Genomic DNA, 13287 nt, shown 5'->3' with positions numbered 1-13287 from the left:
TTATTAACGTGCGGATACTTTCTTCTGACTTGCATTGAATGAGAGACGAAGTCCGCGTTTTTGATACGCTTGCTCGACTCGCTTCGGATTGATGCTGAGCTCGAGATGAGCTAGCTTCAAATGTTCAAGTGCTGGCACCGTGACATCGAGACGAACGAGCTCCATATTGCGCTCTGCTTTTTTGCGTGTTCGTCTCAAGTTACGGGGCACCTCCTCTGACGTCAGTGCCGCGATCGTTTCATTTACTTGTTGTCGTTTGTCACCTTTGATACTCAAGGCAGAATACAGCTTATCGAGCGAACCGAATCGTTTGATCAATTGGACCGATTGGCTTTCGTCGAGCCCTGCAACTGGCGGAATCCCGTCAGAACGGTCTCCCGTCAACGCTTTAACGGCTGACAGTTGCTTCGGTTTCAATCCTTCGTATAACGCCGCAATCTCTTCTGGTCGAATTTCTAAATGACGTTTGAGCGGTAATGGGCGGTTATCACGAATGTCACAGCGAGCCTGCATTTGCTGAAGCTCCTGTGTTTGCAACCAAACGGTGATTCGTGGACTGACAAGCTGTAACAAGTCTTTGTCTTTTGTCATGATGACCACAGGTGCACTGCAACTGAATTTACGCGCGATGTGGGCAATTAAATCTTCCCCTTCATAGCCCTCTACTTGGAATTGTGGAATCCCACTATCTTCAAGCAGTTGACGCATGAGTTCCATTTGCGCTTTCAATTCAGGCGGTGTTTGACGTCTGCGGCGTTTATAGCCCGGGTAGAGTTCTCGACGCCATAATGTTTCACGTGAGACGTCCCAGACGACGACAAAGTGAGTCGGACGATGTCTACGTAGAATCGTCCGGATGAGGCCGGTCATTCCGATGACGGCACTCCGATCGTTTTTAGATACCTCGCGTCCTTTTTTCGTTCGGCTCGCGGCGGCACCATAGTAAGCACTGGCCAGCATGGAGTTACCGTCAATCAAAAATAGTTTGCGTTCCATGCGTAACCTTCTTTCTATTTCTTTCTGTTTAAACCGAACATCTCGCCATGTTTCGGTGATGTTGTGTCATTGAGTGCGTGACACTCAAATAAGCAACATATGTGCAGTATATCACGGCAAGAGGCGAAAATATAGCGACAGTTCAGCTCACATATCAAAAACCCTTCTCTAAAATATAGAGAAGGGCGTTAAGAAAAGCGTTATTCTGATACGGGTTCCTCATCTTCATAAGAGGCTAAGATCAAATCGACGAAGACAATTCGATGGTTATCGACCTCGCTGACAATCAGTTCATGATTACCAGGCAAAATGAACCGTTCTCCTGTTCGTGCGTTCGCTTTTTGTGACAAAACAAATCCGCCGACCGTATCGACATCATCTTCGATTTCGATCCCGAACCGTTCCTCGAGTTCTTGTGTCAACACAAGTCCAGAGAGACGGTAATGTTTCGGAGCAATTTCGGTAATTTCTGCTTGTTCATCTCGGTCGAACTCGTCGCGAATCTCACCAACGATTTCTTCCAAAATATCTTCAATCGTCAAGAGGCCCGCAGTCCCCCCGTACTCATCGATGACTAAGCACATCATCGTCTGCGCGTTTTGCATCTTCACCATCGCTTCTTGGAGCGGTGTGAATTCGGTGACGAGTGGTAATTGGTGAATGAACGACTCGAATGGTGCATCATTTTTTGACAGTTGAGCAGTAAAGAGTTGCTTCGCATTCACGAATCCGAGGACGTCATCACGATCCCCATCTCTTGTGACTGGATAACGTGTGTACTGATGCTCTTCAACAACTGAAATGATCTCTTCAATTGTATCTTCTTCATCAATGGTTACCATGTTCATACGTGGAACCATGGCATCTTTTGCGATTCGTTCGTCAAACGAGAAGATGTTTTGTACATACGCCAACTCGTTTTCGTTGATTTCACCACTGCGGAAACTTTCCGTCATGATGATTTTCAGCTCTTCTTCTGAGTGTGCCGTCTCCTGCGCCGTCGTCTGCACTCCGAATAAACGGAGAGTGAGGCGTGCCATGCTGTTCAAGGCACGAATGAACGGGTAGAAGATTTTCGTGAACACGTAGAGCGGGCGTGCGACAAGGAGCGTCAACTTTTCGGCTTCATGAACTGCAAGTGTTTTCGGAACGAGTTCCCCGATGACGACGTGCAAGAATGCAATCAATAAGAATGCGATCAGGAACGACAAGAATGTCACGAGAGATGGCGATAAGTTTAGCTGGTCGACCAACGTGTGGATATATGTTTCGATTTGATCGGCACCAATCCACCCGAGCCCGAGTGCAGAAAGCGTAATTCCGAACTGAGATGCAGAAAGGGAGTCGTCGATATTCTCGATGACTTTTTTTGCGCTGACCGCTCTCTTATTTCCTTCAAGCACGAGCTGGTCAAGTCGAGCGCCACGCACTTTCACAATTGAAAATTCGGCTGCCACGAAAAAGGCGGTCAAAAAGATTAAGAGCGCAACGATGAGTAAGCTGAGTAACATGGGACTGTCCAACAATTCCCCCAAAAATCGGGGAGTCACCTCCATTGAGTATAAGATCAAACGTCTTTCAGGCAATTCCTGAAAACGAATAGTTTGTTTCAGTATAGTTGATTTGTCTCCAATATTCAAAATGCAGCCAATCATGTTTGATGAAGAGGGGAATGCGGGAACTAAACCCGAGAAGATGAAGGAGGAATTGATATGGCAAACTATCCAGAGTTAAAAGGAAAAGTCGCAGTCATCACGGGGAGTTCGAAAGGTCTCGGCCGAGCCATCGGGGAACGCTATGCGAAGGAAGGGATGAGCGTTGTCCTGAACTATCGCAGCAGTGAGAAAGAGATGGAGGAAGTCATCCGTGCAATCGAGGCGGGTGGCGGGAAAGCCGTCGCCGTGAAAGGAGACGTCTCGGAAGAAGGACTCGCGGAGAAGATGATTGAGAAAGCTATCTCTGAGTTTGGGAAGATGGATATCTTCGTCAACAATGCCGGCGTACAAGTCGAAGCGAAAACGCATGAGATGGAATTCGATAATTGGAAGAAGATTATCGACGTCAACTTGAACGGTACGTTCCTTGGTGTGCGTGCTGCCTTGAAATACTTTGTTGAACATGAAATCGAAGGCAATATCATTAATATGTCTTCCGTTCACGAAGTCATTCCGCGTCCGGGCTACACACATTACGCGGCAAGTAAGGGCGGCGTGAAAATGTTCACAAAATCAGTCGCTCTCGAATATGCACCGAACCACATTCGTATCAATGCGATCGCACCAGGTGCAATCGATACGCCGATCAACGAAGAGACGATGAGCGACCCGGAAGAGAAGAAAGGGCTGGAGGCACTTATCCCATCTCACGTCATTGGGAAGCCAGAGCAGATTGCCGCCGTTGCCGCTTGGCTCGCATCAGATGAATCGTCCTATGTGACCGGTACAACAATCTTTGCGGATGGTGGACTATCGCTTTATCCATCATTCGGTCCAGAGAATAAAGTTCAATAAGGAAGTTAAAAGAGGGGGACACACCTCTCTTTTTTGTTTGATTGCAAGTTCTTTACGTGTCGTATAAGCTAATGGAGATTGTTGTAATCGCTTAAATGAAAGAGTGATACATGTATATAATTTATTTTATATTTAATGCAAATGAAAAATGAGTAGGATTATTGTGTTTCGGGAGGAGATTATGCTTCATTTTAATGATCGGATTCTAAATTTTGAGCATCTGTTAAATGATACAGACGATCAAATCATAGAATATATTCAGGCCAATTTTGAAGATGTAACCCATATGTCAGTACAATCATTGGCTACTCAAATGTTTACGGTACCAAATACGATTATTCGTTTATCGCGAAAGCTTGGATACGATGGATTTTCACACATGAAAACGGCCATGAAGGAAGAATTGCGCGAACTAGAAGAGTTAGATGCGATGCAAAACATTAAAAAAACACATGCTTTGCTAAGTCATCAGAAAATACAAACGTTTAATATGATGATTCACCAATCTTCTCGTGTCATCGTATATGGAATAGGTGACTCGGCTATTTACTGCGAATATCTAATGAATGGATTAAGAACAGTAAACAAGAAGTGTGAATTCTATCTTCATCGTCATAATATGCTGACAGAACTTGAAACTTTAACAAGTAAGGACTTGTTAATATTTATTTCCGTTTCGGGTGAAACGAGTCAATTGATTGAGCTGGCACATCTCGCAAAACAGCGTCATGTCCGAACAGTTGCTATTACTCATTTATGCGACAATACCTTGCAGAGAGAATCCTCATATTCATTATATTTTTCATCCCCTCCAATCTACAGTCATCATCATAACATTACGGACCCTACACCTATTTTTTATCTATTAAGACACATCCTTGAAGATTATTGGAAATCGTATAAATGATGTGTATAAATACACATGAAAACCCTTACATGAATAGAGTTTGTGCAAAAAAGAGAAGAATCATTCTTCTCTTTTTTTTGTTGATACACTTGGCATATAGAAAGTTATTCATTCTCATAAGGAGGACAGAAGTTATGCAACTGAGAGAGAGCACAGACGTTTCATTGTTGAATGTTGAACAATCCTTCTCCTCAAAAGAAGAAGCGATTCGTTTTTTAATCAAACAACTTAAGCAAAATGGCAATATCACGTCCGAATCAACATTTTATCAAGCAGTGATGGAGCGTGAAGCATTATCGCCGACAGGATTTGAAGGAGGACTTGCAATTCCTCATGGAAAGTCAGATGCAGTTGTAAAAGCTGGTTTTGCTATCGCCACCCTTAAACAACCAATCGATGACTGGGAAAGTGTTGACCCTACCAATCGAGTCAATCTTGTCATTTTGTTGGCCATTCCTACTGCTGAAGCAGGATCTACTCACTTGTCGCTATTATCAGAATTTGTTATTCGTCTGACTGACACGGCATATAAGAATCGTTTATTACAAGCGAAATCTCCAGAAGAGATGCTTGTTCGATTAGATGAAACGGAAGAGAAAGAGAATTCGATTTCATCAAATGAAAATCAAAAGTTAGTTTTGGGCGTCACAGCCTGTCCTGCCGGCATCGCTCATACGTATATGGCGGCAGAAGCTCTAGTAAAAGCGGGTCAAGAACTTGGCGTGAAAGTCAAAGTCGAGAAGCAGGGTGCGAACGGGATTGAGGATCGCCACTCGACAAAAGATTTAGAAAGTGCTGAAGCTGTTATCTTTGCTGTGGACGTTTCCGTAAAAGAAGAAGAACGTTTCAGTCATTTGCCGAAAGTAAAAACGTCAGTCGCATCACCGCTTCGTAATGCAAAACAATTAGTGCAAAAAGCATTAAATAAAGGCGAAAGTGAAGCGCGCGGTGAGTTCAAAGAAGTTTCGGCTACGCATACTGAAGAAGATGGTCAGTCATGGAAGACAGAAGTGAAAAATTCACTGCTTACTGGGATTTCTCATATTATACCGGTCATCGTCGCCGGGGGAATGACGCTTGCGGTCGCGGTCTTTATCGCCCAAATTTTTGATTTACAGGCGCTTTATGCTGAAGAAGGCTCATGGTTGTGGTTGTTAAGACAATTAGGTGGATCGCTCTTAGGTCAACTTATGATTCCAATCCTTGCAGCATACATGGCGTATTCGATTGCAGATAAACCGGCGCTAGGTCCAGGTTTTGCTGCTGGTGTTGCCGCGAACTTAATTGGTAGCGGTTTCTTAGGTGGGATGCTCGGTGGTTTGTTAGCGGGTTACTTCCTTAAGTATTTAAAAGTGAAAATACAACCAAAAGGTACATTTGCAGGATTCATTAGTTTCTGGGTGTACCCGGTAGTAGGAACATTAGTCGTCGGTTCCATTATGTTGTTCGTCATTGGTCGACCACTTGCGGCGCTAAACACAGGATTGCTCGAATGGTTAAGTGGTTTAGAAGGAGCAAATGCGCTCTTACTTGGAGCGATTATCGGAGCCATGGTCTCGTTTGACTTAGGTGGTCCAATCAACAAAGCGGCATATACGTTCTGTATCGGTGCGATGGCAAGCGGGAACTTTATCCCGTATGCGGCATTCGCTTCGGTCAAGATGGTTTCTGCTTTCTCGGTCACATTGGCAACGCGTTTAGGTAGAACATTGTTCACACGTGAAGAACGTGAAATTGGGAAACAGACTTGGTTACTCGGACTTGCCGGTATTACAGAAGGGGCTATTCCATTCATGATCAATGACCCACTCCGAGTGATTCCGTCACTCGTTGCGGGTTCAGCCGTGACGGGCGCAATCGTTGCATATTTTGGGATCGGATTGAACGTTCCGGGAGCAGGGATTTTCTCATTAGCACTACTTCAAGGTCCACCGTTGTTCTTCGCGGCAACGATTTGGTTGGGAGCAGCATTAGTAGGGGCTGCAATCTCTACATTCCTTCTCTTGTATACACGGAGACACAAAGTTCAAAAGCAGTTGAAAGCGGAGAAAGAAGCAGCATAAAGGAGAGATAGAAATGAAACAGGTTCATGTGGTTCCACATATGCATTGGGATCGTGAATGGTACTTCTCCACAGAAGAGTCAAGAATTCTGTTGGTGAATAACTTAGAAGAAATTATGCATCGTTTGGAAACAGATGAGCACTATCCGTATTACGTGTTAGATGGACAAACGTCTATTTTAGAAGATTATTTGGCCGTAAAGCCGGAGAATCGTGAGCGGATTAAACGCCTCGTTCAGGCGAACAAGTTGATCATCGGACCTTGGTATACACAGACGGATGAGATGATTGTTGGGGCAGAATCAATAGTTCGAAACTTGCTATACGGTATTAAAGACTCTAAAGAGTTTGGACCCCATATGGAAATCGGATATCTGCCTGATTCCTTTGGTCAATCTGCACAAATGCCAATGATTTTGAATGGTTTCGGGATCAAGCGCTCCATCTTTTGGCGTGGAACGTCGGAACGTCATGGGACAAACAAGACTGAATTCTACTGGGAATCGAAAGATGGATCGAACGTATTGGTTCAATTGATGCCACTCGGTTATGCAATCGGAAAGTATTTGCCTACCGAACCAGAGGCGTTAAAGAAACGCATGGATAAATATTTGCCAGTACTTGATCGCGGAGCCACAGGTGAAAACCTTCTCCTTCCAAATGGTCATGACCAGATGCCGATTCAGCAAAATATTACGGAAGTGCTCACCGAACTGCATCGTTTGTATCCTGAACGTGAATTTTTCTTGAGTCGCTATGAAAAAGTGTTTGAGCAACTCGAGAAACAGTTGAATCTTCCGACGATTAGCGGCGAATTTCTCGATGGAAAATACATGCGGGTTCACCGAAGTATCTATTCAACTCGAATGGATATCAAAACGATGAACGCCATCATTGAGAACAAGTTGACGAACACGCTCGAACCATTGATGAGTTTAGCGTATTCCCTCGGCATTGAATATCATCACGGTTTGATCGAATTGATTTGGAAAGAAATCATGAAAAATCATGCCCATGACAGCATCGGTTGCTGTTGTTCGGATAAAGTCCATGCTGAAATCTTCAACCGTTTCTTCATCGCAAACGAAAAAACAGATCAATTGATCACATTCTATAAACGTAGAATTGTGGATTCGATTGACACGAAACGAACAGAAGATAGATTGACGTTCTTTAATTTGAGAAGCATTGCCGAAGAACGTGTGATTCGGACGGAAGTCATCACAAAGTTTGAATCATTCCGCTTAGAAACAGAAGACGGAACGGAAGTACCTTATGAATTGATTCAAAAAGAAATCATTGATCCAGGCTTGATTGATCGCCAAATCGTTCACTACGGCAACTATGATCCGTTTTACAAGTATACAATCGAAGTTCGACGTGAATTGGCAGCACTTAGCTATGAAACCGTATTTGTAGTATCAGAGTCGACGCCAACAGTTGTAGAAGAGACGACAGTATTTGGTCCACAACTGATTGAAACAAAAGTCTATGACATCACGGTCAAAGAAAATGGAACTATCGATTTGCTGGATAAACGATCGGGCGTATTGCACCGAGATTTGTTGTGGCTCGAAGATAGTGGAGATGATGGAGATGAATATGACTATTCTCCGCTCGCAGGAGACAATCCGATCACGACACAATCGAGTCGTCCGATCATTCAAACGACGAGCACATCCAACCGAACAGTTGTCACGATTTCACATGATATGAAGATTCCGCGTGATTTGATGGAACGAAAAGATGGGCGACTGACGAATCTATTGAAGGTTTCACTTGAATTGGTCATTGAACAAAATGATTCAACAATTGGACTCAAAGTAGTCGTGGATAATGACGCAAATGATCATCGCCTTCGCCTTTGTTTGCCAACTTCTGTCCAAACGAATGTTTCGTTTTCCGACAATCAGTTCGGTGAAATCAAACGACCGTTCATCGATGATGCAATTCATGTATGGGAAGAAGAAGGATGGAATGAACGACCGGACGGAATTTTCCCGATGTTGTCTTATGTGGGATTACAAGAAGAATCAGGAAATGGAATGGGTGTCATTACGAACAGCTCACGTGAGTTTGAAGTAATAGAAGAAGGTGAATCGACACTAGCCATCACCTTGTTCCGAAGTGTAGGCGTGTTAGGTAAAGAAGAGCTTGTTCGACGACCTGGGCGACCATCTGGAATCAAATTATCGACACCGGATTCCCAGATGATCGGAACGTATACGTTTGACCTTGCATTCACATCATTGGATGGAACTGAACGTCTCTCTGACTTGACGAAACGTCATCTTACACCGATTGTGACCTATAACAAAATTCCGCATGATGCGATGAAGCTTAACCCTACCGGACTTTGCTTAAACGCCTCTGCATCGCTTTTTGAAATGGCTGAAAATGGGTTATTGATGAGCACTTTGAAGAAAGCAGAGAACGAAAAAGCGTTACTGTTGCGTGTGTATAACCCGACTGAACATACGATTCCTCTCATGTTTACGAAAGTAGACTTTGATTCATTCACTGAAGTCAATTTGAATGAAGAACCGGTTCGAGACATTACTGAGGTCGTGTCAAACAATCAGTTTAATATCTTACCGAATCAAGTGAAGTCCATCTTGATGAAATAAAACGAATCAGGACATGGATGATCCGTGTCCTGATTGATTTTTATACGGAGGGAATCAACATGTCTGTATTAGTAGCACTTGATTCATTCAAAGGAAGTCTGACATCCGAACAAGCTAACCAAGCTGTAAAAGATGGAATCCGAATGGTCAATCCAAATGAACGCATTGATCTTTTGACAGTTGCAGATGGAGGAGAAGGAACGGTCTCTGCATTACGACATGCATTACAACTCGAAAATCGGGAGCTTGAAGTACTTGATTCACGAAAAAAACAAGTGATGGCGATGTATGGAATCAATCGACAACATCAAACAGCGGTAATCGAAGTCTCGGCGGCGTGTGGATTACCTCAAGTTCCAATCGAAGAACGGAACGCGCGACTTGCGACATCTTATGGGGTCGGGCAACTCATCCTTGATGCAATCAAAGAAGGAAGTCGAACGATTTATGTCGGGTTAGGTGGGAGCGCAACAACGGATGGCGGATTCGGGATGTTACGTGCACTCGGAGGAATCTTCTTCGATGCTAAACAAAAAGAAGTCACTAACGTCGAAAACCTTCATTCTGTGGTTCGCAGTGATTTGTGTGAGCTTAAGAAGAGGTTAGAAGACACAGAGATTGTTCTGGTCTGCGATGTAGAGAACCCATTTTACGGAGAGACCGGGGCAGCGTATGTATATGCACCACAGAAAGGTGCGACCCAAGAGGACGTGTTGTTACTAGATGAGAGGTTGAAACATTTCGCAAAACTGATGGAACGAGATACAGGAGTGGATGTTCAATTATGTGTCGGAAGCGGTGCGGCGGGCGGAATTGCAGGAGCACTATACGCCTATGCCGGTGCTAAATATACATCCGGTGCAGAATTGGTGTTGTCGCTGAACGATGTTCCCGAACGAATTGCCAACTACGCTTTAGTGATCTCGGGCGAAGGGAAAATCGATGAGCAAACCTTAAACGGGAAGCTTCCGTTGATGATTGGAAAGCTTGGAGCGAAAGAACAGATACCCGTAGTGTTACTTGGGGGAAGTGTCAACATCTCATTTGAAAAGTTACAACATACCTCCGTTCTCGCAGCACATTCCATCGCGTCGGGCCCAATGTCTCTCGAAGAGTTAATGAAACCAAAAGTCGCTTATGAACATCTTAAACAGACGGCGGCACATTGCTATGCTACTTTCCAAGCCAGAAAGGAAGGGAACAATGATTCTAAAAGTTGAACCGGTATTTCAAGAGAGAATATGGGGCGGTAGAAAGTTAAGTACTCTCTTTAACTATAAAATTCCAGATGGAAATATTGGGGAATGTTGGGGGATCTCGGCGCATCCGAACGGCATGAGCTACGTTTTGGCTGGAGAATATAAAGGAATGTCTCTAGCGGAGCTATGGAAAAATCACCGTTATTTATTCGGAGAGTACAAAAATGAAGAATTTCCTCTACTCATTAAATTGTTAGATGCGAGGGAGGATTTATCCGTACAAGTTCATCCAAACGACGATCAGGCACAACGTTTAGAAGGTGAACCTTACGGAAAAACCGAATGTTGGTATGTGGTCGATGCAGAACCTGATGCGGAATTGATTCTTGGTCATCGTGCAAAAACAAAATCAGAATTTTTGGAGCGGATTGAGCATGGCCAGTGGGATGACCTCTTATGTCGCATGCCGGTAAAAAAAGGTGATTTCATCTATGTTCCAAGTGGTACGATTCACGCGATTGGAAAAGGAATCGTTATTCTTGAGACACAGCAGTCATCAGACACGACTTATCGGGTATATGATTTTGATCGTGTCGACGCGACGGGAAATCTTAGAGAATTACATTTAGAAAAAGCATTAGCTGTCACGAACTTCCCGAATGAACAGGTAGTCATTGTCCCAGAAACAATAAAAGTTCCTGAGGGCACAATTACAACGTTGGTTGAAACGAATGAATTCAATGTCTATCATATGAATGTTCAGACAGGTTTCAATCTTTCGTCATTGAATCGTTTTCGACTCATATCGATTTTAAAAGGGAATGGTCAAATCGATGGAGTGGATGTTCAACAAGGTGATCATCTCATCGTGACTGCACATCATCAATCGTTGTCGGTTGTTGGAACTATGGAGTGGATTACGAGTGATTGTATCCTGTAAGATTTAAGACATCGGAGACGGTGTCTTTTTGTGTTAGGAATGATGAGGAGGGAATCATGAAAGAAGCAGAATATAAGATTTTTTATTGTAATGTAGAGTTGGCGCTCGATGTGATGGGGGGGAAATGGAAACCACTTATCATCTATCACGTAGGCGGTGCTGGCGTGATCCGATTTGGAGAATTGAAACGTAAAATTCCGAACATCAATGAACGAGTACTCTCTCGTCAACTCAAAGAACTAGTAGAAGCAGATCTCTTGGCTAAAAAAATATATGACGAAGTTCCACCACGTGCAGAATATTCTCTTAAGGAGGCTGGCGAAGCGCTCTTACCCATTTTAAAGCAATTAGGATCGTGGGGAAAAGATTATCAAGATGAGCATCAATATGGAGAAATTTATTTCGAAGAAGAATATGACGCATAACCGTAGTCTGTACAAAAGTGTCCGTACGGATAAAGAAGTCCGTACTTGTAGGCGGGTAATATGAGTCCTATACTAGGCGCATATCAAGTTTTAAAAATCGAAAAAGGAAGTGTAGATATGCAACTGGTTAAGACATTAAACAATCGATACTCAACAAAAGAATTTGATGTATCCAAGCAAATTTCTGAAGCGGACATGGAGTCAATCAAGTCGCTACTCCAACTTTCTCCATCATCAACGAATGTTCAGCCATGGCATTTTGTGCTTGCGACAACTGAAGAAGGAAAAGCGCGTGTCGCAAAAGCAGCGAATGGATTCTATAGTTTTAATGAATCGAAAGTGACAAATGCATCTGCCGTCGTTGTATTTGCATCTAAAACGGAAATCACAGAAGAGTATCTTCAACATGTGACGGACAAGGAAGATGAGGATGGGCGTTTTGCGGAACAGGAATTCAAGCATGCTAACCACGCAGGGCGAAAGATTTTTGTCGATATGCATAAATACGATTACAAAGACTTATCTCATTGGACTGAAAAACAAGTCTATCTGAATTTAGGTTCGTTTTTACTTGGTGTCGCGTCATTGGGAATTGATGCGATCCCAATGGAAGGATTAGATATGAAAATGTTAGACGAGGAGTTCTCATTACGGGAAAAAGGCTTCACTTCTTGTGTTGTCGTATCACTCGGATATCGTTCGGAATCTGATTTCAATGCAGACTTACCAAAATCACGTCTTGATTTAGCTGAAATCATTGAGGAAGTGTGATGAAGATTCTCGTTACCGGTGCCACAGACGGAATCGGACTAGCGACCTCCAAACTTTTGATTGAGGAAGGTCATGAGGTTTTGGTTCATGGTCGAGACGAGCAAAAACTAGCGGCCGTCGTGCGAGAATTAGACTCTAGTCATGTCACTTCATATATTGCCGATCTTTCGAAGTCAGAGGACGTCATGTTATTCGCTGACCGACTACTAAAAGAACATAATTCGATTGATGTCCTGATTCATAATGCTGGAATTTATGAGGCACAGCCACGACTTGGGGAGAACGGATGGGATCTTCGCTTCATTGTGAATGCGATAACACCTTATGTTTTGACTAAGAGACTGTTGCCGTTACTTCCTGTAACAGGACGAGTCGTCAACGTGTCATCTGCTGCCCAGGCACGATTAGACTACGGGGCGTTACGAGGTCATTCACCTATCACGGACGGTGACGCATATGCACAAAGCAAACTGGCAATTACGATGTGGACATATGAGTTATCAAAAAAATACCCTCAGACTTTCGTAGCGGTCAATCCAAAATCCTTGTTGGGTAGTAAAATGGTGAAAAGTGCTTATGGAATCGATGGTCATGATTTGATGATTGGAGCGAAAGTCTTGCGTGATGCCGCTACTTTAGATGAATTTGAAGGTGCGTCAGGAAAATATTACGATAATGATCGTGAGCAGTTTGCTGAAGCACATCCAGATGTTTACGATGAAGAGCGCAGACAGGAACTCATGGAAACCTTGAATTCCATTTCGTATCTTTAAGTTCACGTCATTCAGCGATTATTGTATCATTCTTGGCGGCGCAGCTTTTCCGCGTAAACGGAGAGATATAAGTTCGG

Annotated in this window: 11 protein-coding genes; 9 read left to right on the top strand and 2 right to left on the bottom strand. The window is 43.6% G+C overall.

From position 1 onward, the window contains the following. Positions 1-3 precede the first annotated feature (3 nt). Entirely contained in the window at positions 4-996 is a 993-nt protein-coding gene (locus tag KNO91_RS11105) for a 5'-3' exonuclease (RefSeq protein ID WP_214790240.1), read from the bottom strand. Positions 997-1196: 200 nt separating this feature from the next. Next, positions 1197-2519: a hemolysin family protein gene (locus KNO91_RS11100; RefSeq protein ID WP_251126172.1), complete on the bottom strand. Its 1323-nt coding sequence runs from the start codon at positions 2517-2519 to the stop codon at positions 1197-1199. A 189-nt stretch (positions 2520-2708) separates the two neighbouring features. Between KNO91_RS11100 and KNO91_RS11095 the strand changes: the two genes are divergently transcribed. The 9 genes from KNO91_RS11095 to KNO91_RS11055 all read left to right on the top strand — a co-directional run bounded on the left by KNO91_RS11095 (position 2709) and on the right by KNO91_RS11055 (position 13210). Further along, the gene (locus KNO91_RS11095) at positions 2709-3506 is read left to right on the top strand and encodes a glucose 1-dehydrogenase (protein ID WP_214790242.1); all 798 of its coding nucleotides are present in this window, start codon (positions 2709-2711) and stop codon (positions 3504-3506) included. A 181-nt stretch (positions 3507-3687) separates the two neighbouring features. Further along, positions 3688-4413, top strand: a complete 726-nt coding sequence (locus KNO91_RS11090) for a MurR/RpiR family transcriptional regulator (protein ID WP_214790244.1) — start codon at positions 3688-3690, stop codon at positions 4411-4413. 134 nt (positions 4414-4547) lie between these two features. Further along, entirely contained in the window at positions 4548-6476 is a 1929-nt protein-coding gene (gene mngA / locus KNO91_RS11085) for a PTS 2-O-a-mannosyl-D-glycerate transporter subunit IIABC (RefSeq protein ID WP_214817948.1), read from the top strand. A gap of 13 nt (positions 6477-6489) precedes the next feature. Next, complete coding sequence (gene mngB, locus KNO91_RS11080; RefSeq protein ID WP_214817946.1) at positions 6490-9102, top strand: mannosylglycerate hydrolase; 2613 nt, start codon at positions 6490-6492, stop codon at positions 9100-9102. A 59-nt stretch (positions 9103-9161) separates the two neighbouring features. Continuing rightward, entirely contained in the window at positions 9162-10322 is a 1161-nt protein-coding gene (locus KNO91_RS11075) for a glycerate kinase family protein (RefSeq protein ID WP_214790250.1), read from the top strand. After that, positions 10306-11241 (top strand): mannose-6-phosphate isomerase, class I, encoded by a 936-nt coding sequence (gene manA / locus KNO91_RS11070; RefSeq protein WP_214817943.1) that lies wholly within the window; start codon positions 10306-10308, stop codon positions 11239-11241. The genes KNO91_RS11075 and manA overlap by 17 nt, the downstream gene beginning before the upstream one ends. Before the next feature lie 56 nt (positions 11242-11297). Continuing rightward, positions 11298-11666, top strand: coding sequence for a winged helix-turn-helix transcriptional regulator (locus KNO91_RS11065; RefSeq protein WP_214790252.1), 369 nt, complete (start codon positions 11298-11300; stop codon positions 11664-11666). A gap of 117 nt (positions 11667-11783) precedes the next feature. Beyond that, positions 11784-12437: an oxygen-insensitive NAD(P)H nitroreductase gene (gene nfsB / locus KNO91_RS11060; protein ID WP_214790254.1), complete on the top strand. Its 654-nt coding sequence runs from the start codon at positions 11784-11786 to the stop codon at positions 12435-12437. Next, on the top strand, positions 12437-13210 hold the full coding sequence (locus KNO91_RS11055; protein WP_214817940.1) for an SDR family NAD(P)-dependent oxidoreductase: 774 nt from the start codon (positions 12437-12439) through the stop codon (positions 13208-13210). The genes nfsB and KNO91_RS11055 overlap by 1 nt, the downstream gene beginning before the upstream one ends. The last annotated feature ends 77 nt before the right edge of the window (positions 13211-13287 follow it).

Source organism: Exiguobacterium sp. s59 (genome assembly GCF_018617475.1).
GTDB classification, from domain to species: domain Bacteria; phylum Bacillota; class Bacilli; order Exiguobacteriales; family Exiguobacteriaceae; genus Exiguobacterium; species Exiguobacterium aestuarii.
This window is presented reverse-complemented; position numbering and strand designations above follow the sequence as displayed.